Below are 18,403 nucleotides of genomic sequence, written 5' to 3'. Positions count from 1 at the left end.
TTCCTATTAAAATTTTATAAATTTTTCTTAATCCAATTTTCCAATCCACCGGTTACAACTAATTCTTGGGCTGCAGTTCCAATTGGTGCAAAATTATATTTTTTATTTTCAAAAATTAATTCTGAATTTACAAAATCAAGATATGCAATAGAATTAGTATTTACTGTTAAGTTTTTGTTACTAAATTTATTTTTGAGATCATCAACTAATTCCGGAATTTCAATAACCAAATAACCATTATTGAGAGCATTTCGTTTATAAGTTTGACTTGCAGAACCGACGATTACTAATTTAATACCTCTATATTTCAATGCTGTTGCAGCTTGTTCGCGCGAACTTCCGGTCCCAAAATTATAGCCGCCGACAAGTATATCACCAACTTTTGCAATTTGTTGAAAGTCGGGATCATAATTTTCCATTGCAACTTTAGCTTGATCTTCCGGTTTGAAATCATCTACATAAGTATATTTGCCGGGATAAATTCCATCTGTATTCAAATTATCTTGATGACAGAAAATTATATTGCCATTAATTTTTTCCGTAAATCCATCAATAATTTTTACTTTTACTGCTTCGCGAATTTTTGGTTTGTTTGTTTTAATTTCAGCTTTGATTTCTTTTTGTTCATTCCAATCAAAATCAATTTTACCTTTTAAAGCGGAATAAGCTACAACCGCCGATGAAGCCAAATAGGCTTGGGCATTGGGCGAACCCATTCTTCCTTTAAAATTTCTATTTGTCGCAGAAATTCCAACTTCGCCATCTTCAAGCAGACCGGTTCCAAGTCCAATGCAAGGTCCGCATCCGGGTGGAAGTGGAATAGCTCCGGCTTCAATTAAAGCTTGCCAATCTCCGCGTTTTTCACTTTCCGCTTGAACTTCGCTTGATGCAGCTGCGATATAGAATTTTACACTTTCTGCAATTTTTTTATTGCGTAAAATTTCTGCTGCTTCGGAAATATCATCCAATCTGCTGTTAACGCAAGAAACCAAATATGCTTTATGAATTTTGATTTCCTTTTTGCTCAACTCTGAAGTTGAGTTCATTACTTTTACAGAATTTGGTCCGGAAACCATTGGCTGAATTGTGCTTAAATCAATTGTTAATTCTTTTGCATAATAAGCATCTTGATCGGGATGCTTATTTGGTAATTCATTTTTCAATTCATCAATTCTTTTTTTATTCAATCTTGGATGAATACCATTTCCATCAATATCAGAAGGCACTCCGGCTAATCCACGATTTTTAATAAATTCAGTTCTTTCTTCAAGCCATTTAATTGTAATTTCATCAATAGGGAAAACTCCGCCAAGTGCACCCCATTCGGTTGTCATATTTGCAATTGTTAAACGTTGATCAATATTTAATTCTTTAATTCCATCACCGGAAAATTCTATGATAAAATTTAAAACTTCATCGTTATTGAAATAACCGCAAAGTGCAATAATTAAATCTTTTCCAACAACACCTTTGCTAAGTTTTCCAATCAATTCAACTTTTGCAATTGGGGGAATTTCCCACCAAGTTTTACCGGTTGCCCAAATTCCGGCTGCATCTGTACGAACAACCGGAGTTCCCAAAACACCAAGTCCGCCATACATATTTGAATGACTATCCGAAGCAACAACAACATTTCCGGGCCAAGCGTAACCTTCTTCACACATAATTTGGTGACCAATTCCTCTTCCAGCGGGATAAAAATCTGCACCGACAGATTTAGAAAAATCTTCAATCTTTTTATATTTCTCCAAATTTGATTCAGATTTATCTTGAATATTATGATCAAGTGTGTGAACAACTTGTCGGGGATTTGCTAATTTTGTTGCACCAATAGATTTAAATTTTGGAATAACAGCGCCGGTGTTATCGTGCGTCATTACATAAGCAGGTTTTATGGATAGAATATCTCCACTTTGAACTATTTGATTTTCTTCTAATCCAACTGCAAATTTTTGTACGATTTTTTCAACAAGATTTTGTGACATGATTACTCCGTTTAGACGTTAAAACGTTGAGGCGTTGAAACGTAAAATTTATTTAATGGAACTAATTAATTTTGAAATTAGAGCAAAGTTATGATTTATAAAATCGCATAGTGCAGTAATATCAGATTCTATAACATAATTTAATTTTAAACAAATTGTAATTTGAGTATCAATTTCAACTATTGATGATCTTGCAATATCTGAAAATCTCTTTGTTTCAATTTTTGATTTTCTTGCATAACCTTTTGCAATGTTTGATGAAACTGAAATTGCTGCACGTTTTAATTGAGGGATAATAATATACTTTTCTTTATCCGGAAGTCTATCGCAAAATTGATAAATCTCTTTTACAAGTTCTAAACTTCTCTCCCAAGTTGTAAGATTTTTATGACTAAGATTTAACATTGCTTATTTTCATTTTTTTCACTAAACGTTTTAACTTCTCAACTTCTATACATTTAAACGTTTCACTTCTTGAAACGGCTCAAAGCTAACAAAATCAGCATGATGAACAATTATTGATTCTATTGTTCGCTTTCCCAAATCACCTTCTTTCGAGTGATACGCAATAATGTGTTGAATATCGAAAGGTAAATCGAATCGATTGGCAATTGAAACTCCGCTGAATGGATGGCGCAATAATTTTCCATCACGACTCGTTCCCAATTTTCCATCATTAATTTCATATTCTAATAATTTTCCAACATCTATTAATATTGCGCCAGAAATTAAATAATCCCAATTAATTTTCATCTTGAAATTTTCTTCCATTCTTTTTGCAATATCTATCGAAAGATGTACCGCTGTTCTTTTATGATTCATAAATGAAATATCACAATTATCTATCAACAAACTAAAAGGAATTTTTTCTAAATCTTCCGGTTGAAGAGGAGAATTTTCAATTGCATATTCCCAACATTTATATGTTTTCTCTTTAATATCTTCATCTTTTATTAATTCAATTTCTGGCCAGATTTGTTCTATTTTTTGTCGCATTATTTTTCTCCGTGAAAACGTTAAGACGTAAAGACGTCGAAACGTGAAATTTATTTAGTAGAACTAATTAAATTTGAAATTAGTGCAAAATTATGATTTACCTAATCACTCAATTCTAAAATATCATTTTCAATGTTTGATGAAACTGAAATTGCTGCTCTTTTCAATTGAGGAATAATTATATATTTTTCTTTATCGGGAAGTTTATCACAGAAAAGATAAATTTCTTTTACTAGTTCTAAACTTTTTTCCCAAGTGGTAAGATTTTTATGGCTAAGATTCAACATTTTTTCTTTTCACTTTTCTTGTCTAAACGTCTATACTTTTTAACGTTTTACAATTTTTTAATTACCGCATCAGTCATTTCTTGAGTTGTGCAAGCTCCTTTTGAAAATACATCTGCGCCGCCGCGTAATTTCATCATATCGTAAGTTTTAACTTTACCTTCTTCAATTACATCTGCAATTGCTTTTTTAATTTTTAATGCCAATGCTTTTTCTCCAATATGATCAAGCATCATGCATGCGCTTAAAAACATTGCAATTGGATTTACAATACTTGGATTTAATTCTTGATATTTTGGAGCTGAACCATGAGTTGGTTCAAATACAGCAACTTCTTCACCAATATTTGCTGAGCATGCAAAACCTAATCCGCCAATTAAACCGGCAAAACCGTCACTAATAATATCACCAAACATATTTTCAGAAACTATAACTCCATAATTTTCCGGATTTTTTGTTAACCACATCATTTGTGCATCAATGTTTGTATCCCATAAATCAATTCCCGGAAATTCTTTGGCAATTTGTTTTCCAAGTTTCATAAACATTCCGGAAGTTTCCCGCAGCACATTTGGCTTTTCGCAAATTGTAACATTTTTATAACCAAACTTTTTTGCATATTCAAATCCCGCGCGAATAATTCTTTCAGTATATTTTTTTGAAACAATTCTTGTTGAAATTGCCATTTCTTCACTTGGAATATTTGCAAAAGTTTTCATTTTAGGATGAGTTTCAAAAGCATCTCTTACTTGTTTTGGAGGATTTGTCCATTCAATTCCGCCGTACATTCCTTCTGTATTTTGTCTGAAAATTACTGTATCTACCAAGGGTTCTTCAAATCCGCCTTTACCATCTTTTCTAATAAAATTAAGGGGATTTCCTTTAAATGAATGACACGGACGAATGCAAATATCCAAATCAAAATGTTGGCGTAAACTTACAATTGGACTAAAATAAACGTAACCTTTTCCTTTAAGAGAAGGATCAAGTTCAGCATCGGCGGCATCTTTTGCTTTACTTGTAATTGCGCCAAACAAACCAATTTTATGTTCTTGCAATAAATCTATAGTTCTTTGTGGAAGTGCGTTTCCTTCTTTCTGCCAAAATTCCCAGCCAATATCTCCATGAACATAATTTGCTTTAAATCCCGCTGCATCCAATAATCTAATAGATTCCGGTAAAACTGTTTTTCCTATGCCGTCTCCAGGCAATGATACAATTGTTCTCATTCAATATCCTCTGTAAATAGTTAAGTTTATTAGGTAAAATTAGATAGACAAAAATTATTAAGCAAGATAAAGTAAATTGAAGTATTTATTTTAGAATCTAAAATAAATTTGTGCGGAAATTTTATTGTCAATATTTCCAATGATTTCTGAATAACCGGAGCTTAGTGTTTTTTCATTTGGTTTATAAGTTTCTGAATATTTAAAATAAATTTCTAAATTGTCAATTGGGTTATATTGAATCAAAAAATATATTCTCATTCCTTCGCCAAATAAAGCTAAATTATTTAAAACTCCTTTAATATCATTTTCAAATTCGTAAATTCTGGAATTATAAGATTTTGTTTGGAAGAAAATAAATCGAGTTGAAACTGAAATATTATTTTTGATTTTTAATTTTAAATCTTGAAAAAGTAAATAACCTTCTTCGATATTTTTTACTTCAATGAATTTAACATATTCAAATCTGGATTTGCCAAAAATTAGTTTTGATAAATTATAATCCAACGTAAATCTAAAAATCAATTTTTCTTGTGCGTCAATTTTTTCTTCTAAATTTTCTATGATAAATATTTCTTTAACTTCATCTTTAAATTTTAAATCAACTTTTATATTCGGTAAAATTTTATTTTCATAATTAAATAAAAAATCATTTCCGTTTGCTGAAAAACCGTTCAACGAATTTGAATATGGAAAATTAAATATATCGTAATACAAATTTATTTTTCCAAAATCCGAATTAAATTTTACACCGAAATAAAATCCGTTTTCATTTTGTGTATTTGAACTTTCGCCAAATCCAAAACTGTAAATATTGTAATATTCTTTTGGATAATTTCTATATGAAGCTGAAACTTGAAACGATTTTGATAAATCCAAAAATAAATTATTTATGATTGCAGTTGTTTTTGAATTATTAGAAAGTTCTCCGGTGAAGATTAAATTTTCCCAATTAAGATTGTAGCTGAATGAAGTAAATGAAAATTTATTTCCGTGTAAACCAAAATTATTTTGAAACAATAAATTTTGATTGAAAATATTTTTTACGTGAGAAATTCCTAAACTCAAATTTTCGTTTATGAAATAATTAATTATTCCTCCAAAAGTTGTTTCCTTTAAATTTTCAAAATTGTTGATTTCATTTTCCGTTCTATGAAATCCGGTAAAATTAAAATTTGTTACATTTCCAAAATCATCAATAGAAGCATCTTTGTAGTTCTGGGAAAAAAAAGTTTTTATTTCAAAATTATTTAGTTTAGAATGAATTGCAATTCCACGTAAAAATTTATTTTCTTCGGAAGAAATATGCGGAACTAAATTGCGTTCTTGCTTAATAATATTATTCGCATCGCTGCTTTTTGAAAATGAATAAGGACTCCAAATTGCTAAGCCTTGTCCAAACTCAATATTAAAATCACCAACTAAAATTTCTTTAACAATTCCTAAATTTTTGTATGATAAAAACCCGGAATAGTGATCAGTAAATAATTTTTCGCCGACATCTTTTTCAGTTAAAAATCCTAAAGAAAAATCTGAATAATTAAATTTAATTCTATTATAATTTTTTAATCCATTTCCGGAAAATTTATTTTCGGTAAATCCGGAACGTTCCTGTAAATCATTGCTGATTCTTGATCTTAAAGAAAAATTATTAAAATAAGTTTTAGCAGATTTATCATTTTTTGGTTTCACAATTACTAATAATTTTAGAAGCATTAAAATATCCGGATGAATATCTTTTACTAAATTCAAATCTTCAATTGAAGTAAATTCATTGAGCATTTTTCTCGTCTTCAAAATTGATTTAGCGTCATTCAATTTTAAAAATGGAATTTTCAATAATTCATTTTTATCCGCAGAATTTATATCTATTGGATTTTCAATAAAATTTTCTAATAAATCATAATAATTAAAATCGTCATCTTCGCTTGAAAAATCTTCAAATAACTCAAATATTTTTAAATCTAAAATTTCGGACGAATCAATTTGTGAGAATAAAATTATTGGATTAAAAAGTATAAAAATCGTTATGCGAAATTTAATTTTCATCTGAATAATTTATAATTATTCCAACTTGATGAGTTAAACCCAAATCCGGATGGTTGTTAATTGCGTAATCAATATTGAAGTAAGAATAATTTATTCCAAATCCGCCGGAAAAATTATTTGGATTATTTTGAATTCCTAAACGAATTGAAAAATATTTAATAATGTTGTACTCAATTCCAGAGCTTACTGAAATTGGGAAATTTATTTCTTTGAAAGCGGACAAATGAATTTTTGCATTATCTAAAATTTTGTATGTAATTCCGGTTCTAAAATTTGTTGTAAGCGAAGAATAATTTTTATTTCTCAAAATATTATGAAGTGTAAATCCGATTGAAAAATTATCATCAACTAAAAAAATACTTCCAAGAGAAAAATTGAAAAAGTTTGTGTTCCCATAGTTCTGAATCTTCAAAATTTGGTAAAATGCGTTAATTCCAAATAGAAATTGATTTCCAAAATTGTTTGAATATCCCAAATAAATTCTATTCTCTTTAAAAAGTTCAAAACCGTAATTCATTGCGCCAATTGAAAAGCTACCTAGATTTGTTGGCTGATTAATCGATAAAAATCCGTTTGCCAATTCTTTTATTCCAAATGGAGAAGGAGAATAGAAAAATCCAATTTGAGTTTTGTTGATTTGAGATAATCCAGCCGGATTTGAAAACAGTGAAAATACATCGTTTGCATTAGCCACATCTGAATGAGAAAGAGAAATTTGTTTTGCACCCGGTTGTAATTGTGCATAAATAATTTTAGTGAATGGAAAAATTATTACGATAATTAATAATATCTTAATTCTATTCATCAAAGTGTAAAAGATAAATAAATAATTAGCTTCTAAATTTTATATTTTAAGATATAATTAATATTTCAAAAATTAAAATCTTTTGTGAAACTTTTTTACTTGTTTTGGGTAATACTTTTAGATTTTAATTTGAATAATAATATTGAAATAGAATTAGTAAATATTTATTTTCAATAGAAAGATTCTTAAAAAATGGGAAAAAAATGAAGAAGTTGACTTTGATTTTATTGTTCATTTTAAGCGGATATTCTTATTCACAAGAACTTAATGCAAAAGTTGTAGTTAATACCGAACAACTTAAAACTTTAGGAAGAGATAATTTAGAAAATTTTGATAAAATTGTTGAAGATTATCTTAACAATAATAAATTTACAAGCGAAGATTGGCAAGGCGAACAAATAGATTGCAATTTCTCATTATTTTTTACTTCCTCTGAAGGCAATTCATATAGTGCTCAAGCAGTTATTACAAGTCAGCGAGCAATTTATAATTCGGAATCGAAATCTTTGATGCTTAAAGTTCAGGATAATAATGTAAGTTTTACTTATGAGAAAAGTCAGTCAATGTATTTCAATCCTTCTGAATTTAATCCATTGACAAGTTTATTAGATTATTATGCTTTCGTTATAATTGGTTTGGATATGGATTCTTATCAGCCACTTGCAGGGAACGAATATTTTACAAAAGCTTCTGATATTGCAATACTTGGATCAAATAGTTCATTTTCAAAAGGATGGGCTTTGGAAACTTCGGCATTTAATAAAAGGGGATTAGTTGATGATTTATTGAGATCAAATTTCCAGCAGTTTAGAATTGATTTTTATGATTATCATTACAACGGATTGGATTTAATGACAGATGATAAAGGTGAAGCGGTTAAAAATATTGCAAAATTAGTAAGTAATTTAGATGGAATTTACGATCAAATTAGTAGAATGAATTTATTGCTAAAAGTTTTCTTTGATACAAAGCACAAAGAAATTTTCAGCAATTTAAAGGATTATCAAGATAAATCAATTTTGAAATTATTGAAAAAGATTGATCCGACTCATGTTTCTACATATGAACAAGGTTTAGAAAATTAGATTTCTTTTTCGTAAATCCTATATTTTTTATAAATGCGACCTTTCATAGTTTCTGCACCGCGGTTCATCATTAAATTATCTTCAAGAATCCAGCTTGCTTCGCCTTGTGTAATTCCGTGTTTTGCGGCTCTAACCAAACATTCGTAATATAAAACTCCGTCAATACCTTTTTTCTGATATTCAGGCAAAACTCCTAATGCAATTACTCTTGCCCAAGTAATTTTTTTCTTTTGTGTAAATAATTTTAAAAATTGAAAAGGAAATAAACGGCCTTTCATAGATTTAAATATTTGATTATAATCCGGCATTGCTAAAACCATACCGATTACTTCATTTTTAATTTCAGCAAAAAATACAAAATCTGGATTAATTAGCGGTTTTAAGTCTTTTGCAGCGGCATCAATTTCAGCTTCAGACATTGGAATAAAGCCCCAATTTGGTGCCCAAGTTTTATTCCAGATCATTTTAAATAAATCTAATTCTTTATGAAAATTTTTCATATTAACCGATCGAATTTTTAATCCATATCTTTGAATAACCAAATCATTCACTCTTTTGATTTTTTCATTTTTCTTCATTTCAGAATTTTGAATATCATATGCGTAAAGATCTTTTGCTTTTTTCATTCCGTAATTATCATATAAATTCAAATAGTATTTGGGATTATATGACATTAACAATCTTGGAGTATCATCAAATCCTTCAAGCAAAGCTCCGTATTCATCATTACTTGTGGGATTTGTGGGACCGCGCATTGCGGAAAATCCTTGTTTTTTAAGCCAATCTTTTGCCGTATCTAACAATTTATTTGCAACATTTTGATCATTTATTGATTCAAAAAATCCGAAGAATCCAACATTTTCATTGTGAATTTTATTATGGGTGTCATTTTTTATTGCGGCAATTCTTCCAACGGGAGCATCATTTTTGTATGCTATAAATAATTCCATATCATTATTTGTATTTATAAAAAACGGATTTTTATGTTTATTTAAAATTTTTAATTTATCCATAAAAAGAGGCGGAACCCAATAGGGATCATCTTTATAAATATCGAAAGCAAGTTTTAGAAATATTTTTATTTCATTTACTGATATTTGTTTGATAATTATTTCATCCATAAATCCCTCTTCAAAAAAAAAGCATACTTTTTAGAAGTATGCTTTTTATGGAAAATTAGAAAATTAAATTAAACCTAATTTTTTGCCAATAATTTTAAATTTATCAATAATTTCATTTAAATGACTTTCTTCGTGAGTTGCCATATAGCTTGTTCTCATCATTTGTCTTCCAGGAGGAACTCCCGGAGAAATGAAAGCATTTACAAAAATTCCTTCATCATATAACATTCTCCACATTGTAAAAGCAAGTTCATCGCTTCCAACAATTACTGGAACTATACCTGTTCTACCTTCAATTACATTAAATCCGGATTCTAATAACCCTTTTCTAATATATTGAGCATTGTAAATTAATTTGCCGACACGTTCAGGTTCAGCTTCTAAAATATTTAATGCTTCCAAAGCTGCTGCAACAGATGCCGGAGTAGGAGATGCGCTAAAAATTAATGCAGGAGCATGATGTTTTATATAATCAATTACTTTAGCTTCACTTGCCACAAATCCGCCCAAAGAAGCAAAAGTTTTACTGAAAGTTCCCATTGTCATATCAACTTCATTCACTAAATTAAATTCACTTGCAGTTCCTCTTCCGCCAACACCAATAACACCAACAGAGTGAGCATCATCAATTAATAATTTTGCATTATTTGATTTTGCAAGTTCAACTAATCTTGGCAAATTAACAATTTCTCCTCCAGTGCTGAAAACACCATCACTAACAATTAATTTTGCTGCATCTTTTGGTAATTTGCTTAAAACTCTTTCAAGATCATTCATATCATTATGTTTGTATCTTAAAAGTTCTACAGTTGCACCGCGAGCAATTAAATTTCCGGCAACTATACATGCGTGATTATCTTTATCAGAAATTAAATAATCACCTCGTTGAACTAAAGTTGGGATAATTCCTTGCGCAGTTTGATATCCCGTGCTGAATAATAAAACCGCTTCTTTTCCTAAAAATTTTGCTAATCTGTTTTCTAATTCAATATGTAAATCTATCGTTCCAGTTAAATATCTTGATCCTGAGCACCCAGTTCCATATCTGTGAATTGCGTTAATTGCAGCTTCTCTAACTTTTGGATGACCGGTTAAACCCAAATAATTGTTTGAGCCAGCCATAATAATTTTTCTTCCTTCAATAGAAACAATAGGACCTTCATTTTCTTCTACTGCTCTAAAATACGGATAAACTCCCATAGCTTTAATTTCATCTGCTCTGGTAAAGTCATAACACTTTTTAAAAAGATCCAAATCAAACCTCCAATTGTATTTACGGTTTTTGTATATTTATATAGTAATTTTTATTCTAACACAAAAAAGTATAATTATATCTAATTAAAATCAAATTAAAACGAATATGAAAAATAACATTGCTGTTGTAACCGGCGGAACTGGATTTGTCGGAAGTCACCTTGTTGATTTATTACTTAATAAAAATTTTAGTGTAAGATGCATAGTAAGAAAATCAAGTAATTTAAGATGGTTGAAAGGAAAAAATGTTGAAATTTTTGAAACCGGACTTTACGATAAAGAAAAATTAAAACCAATATTTAAAGATGCAGATTATGTTTATCATGTTGCGGGAGTTGTAAGATCCAAAAATAAAGAAGGATTTTTTAAAGGAAATGTAGAAACTACTCGCACAATTTTAGATACATTAATTGAAGTAAATCCTAATTTAAAAAGATTATTAATTGTTAGCAGTTTAACCGCTTGTGGTCCGGCGGAAAATGGAAACCCGTGCACTGAAGAAACAAATCCACATCCAATTACAACTTACGGAAAAAGTAAATTAGCCGAAGAAGAACTTGCAAAAAGTTATATGGATAAACTTCCGATTACAATTTGCAGAGCTCCGGCAATTTATGGTGAACGAGAAGAAGATATTTACGCAATGTTCAAAGGATTTCAAAAGGGAATTATGACTTTAGTTGGATTTAACAATAAAAAATTAAGTTTAATTCACGGAAGAGATTTTGTAAATGGAATTTATTTAGCGTCAATTTCTGATAAAGCAAAAAGTGAAATTTATTTTATAAGTTCGGATGAAATTTATGATTGGAATCAAGTAAGTGATGCAATGGAAAAAGCAATCGGTAAAAAAGCTTTAAGAATTAGAATTCCTCATTTTATTATTTTTATTGTTGGCGGTATCTCTCATTTGGTGAATTTTTTTGTTTCAAAACCGGCAACTTTTAATTGGGAAAAAGCAAAAGATTTCGTTCAAGAAAACTGGACTTGCGATATTTCCAAAGCAAAAAGAGATTTTGGTTATACTCAAAATATTTCTTTAGATGAAGGAATGAAAAGTACGGTAGATTGGTATAGAGTAAATAAATGGTTGTGATCAATTTTTTTTTTGCTGAACAATAAATGAGAAATACAATTGTTGCAATCAGAATTTCCGAAATTTTTTATTTTGTGTAAAAGTTTAAATTCAGTTTCTAAAAAATTTACAAAATTACATTCTTCTTTTTTTGAATTATTTGGTAAAATAAAAACATTTTTTATTATTGAATTTTCGTTAGAAGTAATAAAATCAACGTGCCAATGAAGTTTTTTAGTTTTGCTGATATGTCGTAAAATCCTTTGCTTTAAATTTTTCTGCGCACTTCCAACATAATAGTAAAATCCTTTTTCAAAATTAAGCCTTCCGAATTTTCTTACTTCAATATTACATTTACGCAAAATTTTGATTTCAAGAACATAAATTCCTCTATTAATTTGCTTTTGCACCTTCTTCAATCCATGTTCTTAAACCTTCAATTTGATTTTCTGTGAGCGGAAGTGTTGTACCATAAGGCGGCGGCATAATTGAAACTCCGGAATTTCCTTCAACTGCCCAAATCATTTTGCTGTTATTTGGGAAACCGGGAGAAACAACCAAAGGATCGGAAGTTGCGCCTGCCCAAGTTGTTAAATCTAAATTTGCTGCTCTTGATTCACTATCATGACAACCGCTGTTTGAACATTTATAATTGAAAATCGGCTGAATATATTGTGAATAGCTCACATTTTGAGAAGGAATAATTACATCATCAATATTATCACCTTCACCGGTTCCATCACAAGAAGTTAATAAAAGTCCAAAAATTGTTAAAAAAAAGATATGTTTTATATAAATTATCATAAGTAAAATAAATTTGTGATTTAGGATATATCATTATAATAATAATTATGTTTTTTTTAAATGAAAATTTCTTTTTAGGAAAGTTTTTAGAGTTTCCTAAAGTAAAATATTTTGCTAACTTGAATCTTAAATAATTAAAAAAGACAATGATAAAATACTTTTTGAATGCGTTTTTATTTTTACTTGTTCTTAACGGACAAAGTTTAAGCCAATATACTTTGCAAATTATTTCTGCAGGAAATGGATCTGGTTCAATTACTGTTGATGGAAATTTAGAAAATCTAAATTATTCATCACAATTCTCAGAAAATTCAAGCGTTAATTTATCAGCAGGTGCAAATATCGGAAGTCATTTTATTGAATGGACTGGAGATTTAGTTTCTACAAATTCCGATGAAAGTATTTTAATGGATGCTGATAAAATTGTATATGTAAATTTTGAGTTGAATCAATATAATATTAATTTAACTTCAAATCCTGTTGAGGGAGGAAATTTATCCGGCGACGGAATTTATAATTTTGGTGATGAAGCTATAGTAAGTGCAAGTCCAAATTCCGGTTTTGAATTTAATAATTGGACAGAAAATAGTTCAATAATATCAAATAATACTCTTTATAATTTTACCGTAAATTCAGATAAAGATTTAGTTGCAAATTTTTCTACTATAAATTATACCATAAATGGCAATACAGATATTGGTGATGTAACACTGACTTGGTTCGATGGAACTGAACAGACTACAACTTCAGCTTCAAATGGAAATTATTCCATTACGGTTCCGTATAATTGGAGTGGATTAGTAACGCCTACAAAAATTGGTTATAGTTTTGATCCGATTTTTAGATCTTATAACACTGTAACTTCTAATAGATTTTTCCAAAATTATACAGCAATTTTAAACAGTTACACAATAACCGGAAATACCGGAGTTGGAGAAGTAACATTAAGCTGGTTTGATGTAACATCAAAAACAATGACATCAAATACAGATGGAAGTTACACAATTACAATTCCATATAATTGGAGTGGAACAGTAACACCATCAAAAGCCGGTTATACATTTGTCCCGACAAATAGAACTTATTCAAATGTAACAGCAAATCAAGTAAATCAAAATTATGTAGGAACATTAAACAGTTACACAATAACCGGAAATACCGGAGTTGGAGAAGTAACATTAAGCTGGTTTGATGTAACATCAAAAACAATGACATCAAATACAGATGGAAGTTATACAATTACAATTCCATATAATTGGAGTGGAACAGTAACACCATCAAAAGCCGGTTATACATTTGTCCCGACAAATAGAACTTATTCAAACGTAATATCAAATCAAGTAAATCAAAATTATGTAGGAACATTAAACAGTTACACAATAACCGGAAATACCGGAGTTGGAGAAGTAACATTAAGCTGGTTTGATGTAACATCAAAAACAATGACATCAAATACAGATGGAAGTTATACAATTACAATTCCATATAATTGGAGTGGAACAGTAACACCATCAAAAGCCGGTTATACATTTGTCCCGACAAATAGAACTTATTCAAACGTAATATCAAATCAAGTAAATCAAAATTATGTAGGAACATTAAACAGTTACACAATAACCGGAAATACCGGAGTTGGGGAAGTAACATTAAGCTGGTTTGATGTAACATCAAAAACAATGACATCAAATACAGATGGAAGTTATACAATTACAATTCCATATAATTGGAGTGGAACAGTAACACCATCAAAAGCCGGTTATACTTTTGTCCCGACAAATAGAACTTATTCAAACGTAATATCAAATCAAGTAAATCAAAATTATGTAGGAACATTAAACAGTTACACAATAACCGGAAATACCGGAGTTGGGGAAGTAACATTAAGCTGGTTTGATGTAACATCAAAAACAATGACATCAAATACAGATGGAAGTTATACAATTACAATTCCATATAATTGGAGTGGAACAGTAACACCATCAAAAGCCGGTTATACTTTTGTCCCGACAAATAGAACTTATTCAAATGTAACAGCAAATCAAGTAAATCAAAATTTTAATGAAATAATTGATAATTTTGAAATTAAATTTTCGTTAGGTGGAACCGGTAACGGAAAAATAAAAGTAAATGGTGTTTCGCAAACTTTACCGTATAATGAAACATTTAATTATAATTCTCAAATCACAATTGAAGCATCAGCAGCAATTGGCTCAAATTTTACTTCTTGGAGCGGTGATTTAAGTGGTAATACTAATCCTACAAATATTTTTGTTACTTCGGTAAAAAATATTAATGTTAATTTCACTTTGAAAACCTATTCTATTTCATTATCTAAAGCTCCAATACAAGGTGGAACTGTAATTGGACAAGGGACTTATAATTATGGCACCGAATTATCTGTAATTGCTACACCTAATAAGGGATGGAATTTTACTAATTGGACACAAAATAATATTCCAGTTTCATTTGATTCTCTTTATAAATTTACTGTTGATACAAACAGAACATTAACTGCAAATTTTTCACGAAGAATTCATTCGGTAACAACTATTGTTAACCCAACTTTAAGTGGTACTATTTCGGGAGGCGGAAATTATGATGAAGGTGATAACGCAAGGTTAGTCCCAACACCTTCAACTGGATGGAGATTTGTTAATTGGACAGAAAATGGAAATATTTTGTCAACAGATTCAATTTATACTTTTAGTGTTGAATTTGATAGAATAATCACCGGAAATTTTACGAAGAAAATATATTCTGTTACCACTTCAATAATTCCAGAAGAAAGCGGTACTTTAAATGGTGCGGGAAATTATCAGCATGGTGCAACTGTTACAATTTCTACAATCGCAAATGAAGGTTGGTTATTTAAAAATTGGACTGAAAACGATCAATTAATTTCGGAAAATAGCACTTATATTTTTGTAATTGATAAGCCGCGAAATTTTATTGCAAATTATGAAAAGAAAAAATATGATATTGTATTAAGTGCATCGCCAGAAATTGGCGGAAATATTGACGGTGATTCTACATATTCACACGGGGACACTGTTACAATTGTAGCAAGCGCAAATACAAATAGTGGTTATGATTTTGTTAACTGGACTGAAAGCGGAACGCAAGTTTCAACTAATTCGACTTATACTTTTATTGCTAATAAAAATAGAACTTTAGTTGCAAATTTTAGATTAAGAACTTATAGCATTAGTTTAACGGTTTTTCCGGTTAACTCCGGTTCAGTAACAGGCACAAATACTTATACGCATGGTCAAACTGTTACCGTCCAAGCAAATCCTGCTTCCGGTTGGTTATTTGTAAATTGGACTGAAAATAATGTTAACGTATCAAATAATTCTTCTTACAGTTTTGTGGCAAATAATAATAGGTCACTAATAGCAAATTTTTCAAAAGATGTATATTCAATTTCAGCATTTCCTTCACCAATTGAAGGCGGTAGTATTTCAGGAACCGGTTCTTTTTATTACGGACAAATTGCCACTTTAATTGCTGCTGCAAATCCCGGCTGGGCTTTTGTAAACTGGACAAAAAATGGCACAATAGTTTCGACAGATTCAAATTATATTTTTACGGTTAATAGTTCAGAAAATCTTCTTGCTAATTTCAAACTTGCCGATTATTTAATTAACTGCTCAAGCGAACCAAGTGAAGCCGGGTTTACTTCCGGATGCGGAATTGCAAGATATAATCAAACAATGATGATAAGTGCTGAACCTAATAACGGATATGAATTTGTAAATTGGACTGAAAATGGAGTTGTTGTTTCTTTTGAAATTGAATATGAATTTGTTGTAAAGAAAAGTAGAAATATTGTTGCTCAATTTGACTTGATAAACAGTATTGAAATGGATGAGTCAATGAATATTCCGGAGAATTATTATTTGTCAAATGCATATCCAAATCCGTTTAATCCTGAAACAAATCTTAAATTTGGTTTGCCGGAACAATCAACAGTAAATTTAATTATTGTAGATATTACCGGAAGAATTGTTCAAACTGTAATTGATGATATATTTTTACCTGCCGGAAATTATGTCAATCATATAAATGGAAGTAATTTTGCAAGCGGAATTTACTTCTATATTATAACGGTAAGTTCAAATATTTCGGATAAACAATTTAGAAAAACCGGTAAATTTATTTTACTTAAATAATAATTTAGTGTTATTAAATTAGCTTTCAATTATATATTTTTGATTTATGAGAAGAATTAAAACTTATAAAATATTTTTAGTATTAAGCTTTTTTGCAAGTTCAATTTTTGCGCAAAATAATAATGATGTTCATCCACTTTCTAATAATTTATTATTAACATTAGAAGTTGGCCCGAATTATGGTTTGACAGACTATGAAAAATCAAATTTGGGTTTATCCTTTTCTGGCGGAATTGAATATTTTTTACCAACTAATACCAGAAATGCATTTGGATTAAAATTAAATGTTTTTCAACAAAATATTTCCGGCGAAGAAAACTTTTTAGGTTTACCAAATACATATAGTTCAGATATTAATTCTGCAGGACTTAGTTTAATATATTCCCATTCGTTTAGTCAAGTTTTCTGCCCATATATTTCGGTCGGAGCTTCATATCATTGGTATAAATTTGAAACCGAAGGAGTTCAAAGTGATTTCTTTGAATATTCAAACGGCGGTGAAAAAAATTCTTTAGCTTATGATGTTAACGGAGGCGTTAAATTTAATATTGCAAATGGTATTGGAATAGTTGCCGGTGTTGGTTATCATTATGTAGCAAATGATAATATTGATGCTATAAAAATTGGTGAATTTGAAGACTTTTTTGTTTCTGGGAATATTGGACTTGTAATAAATTTGTATAGCGAAGATCCTGATTCTGATGGTGACGGAATAATTGATTCCGAAGATCCTTGTCCTACAGTTTCTGAAGATTTGGATGGATATTTTGACGAAGATGGTTGTCCGGATTTAGATAATGACGGAGATGGAATTAAGGATGATAAAGATTTATGTACGAATATTAAGGAAGATTTTGATGGATTTAAGGATGATGACGGATGCCCGGATGAAGATAATGATGGTGATGGAATAAAAGATGCTGATGATGTTTGCCAAAATAATAAAGAAGATTTTGATGGATTTAAAGATGATGACGGCTGCCCGGAAGTAGATAATGATGAAGATGGAATTTTAGATGCAGCAGACGGATGTCCAAATGTTTCGGAGACTTTTAACGGTTATTTAGATGAAGACGGATGCCCGGATGAAGCTCCAAAACCAATAATTATTGAAAAAGAATCGGAACCGGTAGTAAAAGAGAAAGTTAAAAAACCAAAAGAAGAAAAGAAAGAAACTCCAAGTATATCTGGGGCACCAACTCAATTTTCATTGCAGGGTGAAACAACTTTCTCATCCAATTCAGCGCAGATTAAAGGATCAGCTTTTGGAAGATTAAATGATATTGCAGAACAAATGAAAAAATATCCAACTGTAAGATGGCGGATTGAAGCTCATATTGATAAACAAAATTCAATAACTGAAGCATCAACTATTACAAAACAGCAGGCAAGTGCAATATTAAGTTACTTGGTTTCAAAAGGTGTTTCTTCGGCAAATCTGCAATCTGTTGGAATGGGAGATTCATCGCCAATTTCAAGCAATACAACTGTTTATGGCAAAATGAAAAACAAACGAATTATTATTAAAAGGCTATCAAATTAGTTAT

15 protein-coding genes are annotated in these 18,403 nt (G+C 29.9%); 4 read left to right on the top strand and 11 right to left on the bottom strand.

Annotation, left to right across the window (positions count from 1 at the left end):
• Nucleotides 1-14: 14 nt before the first annotated feature.
• The 7 genes from lysF to IPH62_16215 all read right to left on the bottom strand — a co-directional run bounded on the left by lysF (nt 15) and on the right by IPH62_16215 (nt 7,345).
• Nucleotides 15-1,985, bottom strand: coding sequence for a homoaconitase (gene lysF, locus IPH62_16245; protein MBK7106826.1), 1,971 nt, complete (start codon nt 1,983-1,985; stop codon nt 15-17).
• Nucleotides 1,986-2,033: 48 nt separating this feature from the next.
• Nucleotides 2,034-2,390, bottom strand: a complete 357-nt coding sequence (locus IPH62_16240) for a four helix bundle protein (protein MBK7106825.1) — start codon at nt 2,388-2,390, stop codon at nt 2,034-2,036.
• A 45-nt stretch (nt 2,391-2,435) separates the two neighbouring features.
• Entirely contained in the window at nt 2,436-2,981 is a 546-nt protein-coding gene (locus IPH62_16235; GenBank protein ID MBK7106824.1) for a phosphohydrolase, read from the bottom strand.
• 101 nt (nt 2,982-3,082) lie between these two features.
• Nucleotides 3,083-3,268, bottom strand: a complete 186-nt coding sequence (locus IPH62_16230; GenBank protein MBK7106823.1) for a four helix bundle protein — start codon at nt 3,266-3,268, stop codon at nt 3,083-3,085.
• Between the two features lie 47 nt (nt 3,269-3,315).
• Complete coding sequence (locus IPH62_16225; protein ID MBK7106822.1) at nt 3,316-4,494, bottom strand: isocitrate/isopropylmalate dehydrogenase family protein; 1,179 nt, start codon at nt 4,492-4,494, stop codon at nt 3,316-3,318.
• Between the two features lie 90 nt (nt 4,495-4,584).
• The gene (locus IPH62_16220) at nt 4,585-6,540 is read right to left on the bottom strand and encodes a helix-hairpin-helix domain-containing protein (GenBank protein ID MBK7106821.1); all 1,956 of its coding nucleotides are present in this window, start codon (nt 6,538-6,540) and stop codon (nt 4,585-4,587) included.
• On the bottom strand, nt 6,530-7,345 hold the full coding sequence (locus IPH62_16215) for a hypothetical protein (protein ID MBK7106820.1): 816 nt from the start codon (nt 7,343-7,345) through the stop codon (nt 6,530-6,532). Before IPH62_16215 ends, IPH62_16220 begins: the two co-directional genes overlap by 11 nt.
• A 203-nt stretch (nt 7,346-7,548) precedes the next feature.
• Between IPH62_16215 and IPH62_16210 the strand changes: the two genes are divergently transcribed.
• Nucleotides 7,549-8,430: a DUF4835 family protein gene (locus tag IPH62_16210; GenBank protein MBK7106819.1), complete on the top strand. Its 882-nt coding sequence runs from the start codon at nt 7,549-7,551 to the stop codon at nt 8,428-8,430.
• Here IPH62_16210 and IPH62_16205 read toward each other — a convergent pair.
• Both IPH62_16205 and IPH62_16200 read right to left on the bottom strand, forming a co-directional pair.
• Nucleotides 8,427-9,551 carry a GNAT family N-acetyltransferase gene (locus tag IPH62_16205; protein MBK7106818.1) on the bottom strand — a complete coding sequence of 375 codons (1,125 nt, stop codon included), beginning with the start codon at nt 9,549-9,551 and terminating at the stop codon, nt 8,427-8,429. The two genes, IPH62_16210 and IPH62_16205, sit on opposite strands and share 4 nt — an antisense overlap.
• Before the next feature lie 63 nt (nt 9,552-9,614).
• The gene (locus IPH62_16200; GenBank protein MBK7106817.1) at nt 9,615-10,751 is read right to left on the bottom strand and encodes an aminotransferase class I/II-fold pyridoxal phosphate-dependent enzyme; all 1,137 of its coding nucleotides are present in this window, start codon (nt 10,749-10,751) and stop codon (nt 9,615-9,617) included.
• Nucleotides 10,752-10,911: 160 nt separating this feature from the next.
• Here IPH62_16200 and IPH62_16195 point away from each other — a divergent pair, with 160 nt between their 5' ends.
• A complete protein-coding gene (locus IPH62_16195; protein ID MBK7106816.1) occupies nt 10,912-11,901 on the top strand; it encodes an NAD(P)-dependent oxidoreductase in 990 nt (329 codons plus the stop codon).
• Here the strand turns inward: IPH62_16195 and IPH62_16190 are convergent.
• Together IPH62_16190 and IPH62_16185 are read right to left on the bottom strand one after the other, a co-directional pair.
• A complete protein-coding gene (locus IPH62_16190; protein MBK7106815.1) occupies nt 11,832-12,266 on the bottom strand; it encodes a GIY-YIG nuclease family protein in 435 nt (144 codons plus the stop codon). The two genes, IPH62_16195 and IPH62_16190, sit on opposite strands and share 70 nt — an antisense overlap.
• 7 nt (nt 12,267-12,273) lie before the next feature.
• Nucleotides 12,274-12,684 (bottom strand): hypothetical protein, encoded by a 411-nt coding sequence (locus tag IPH62_16185; protein ID MBK7106814.1) that lies wholly within the window; start codon nt 12,682-12,684, stop codon nt 12,274-12,276.
• A gap of 146 nt (nt 12,685-12,830) precedes the next feature.
• Here IPH62_16185 and IPH62_16180 point away from each other — a divergent pair, with 146 nt between their 5' ends.
• Nucleotides 12,831-16,856, top strand: coding sequence for a T9SS type A sorting domain-containing protein (locus IPH62_16180; protein MBK7106813.1), 4,026 nt, complete (start codon nt 12,831-12,833; stop codon nt 16,854-16,856).
• Between the two features lie 46 nt (nt 16,857-16,902).
• Nucleotides 16,903-18,399 (top strand): OmpA family protein, encoded by a 1,497-nt coding sequence (locus IPH62_16175; protein MBK7106812.1) that lies wholly within the window; start codon nt 16,903-16,905, stop codon nt 18,397-18,399.
• The last annotated feature ends 4 nt before the right edge of the window (nt 18,400-18,403 follow it).

It is taken from the genome of Ignavibacteriota bacterium (assembly GCA_016708125.1).
GTDB lineage: Bacteria > Bacteroidota > Ignavibacteria > Ignavibacteriales > Melioribacteraceae.
Note: the sequence above shows the minus strand (reverse complement) of the source record. Positions and strands in the feature narration are given on the sequence as shown.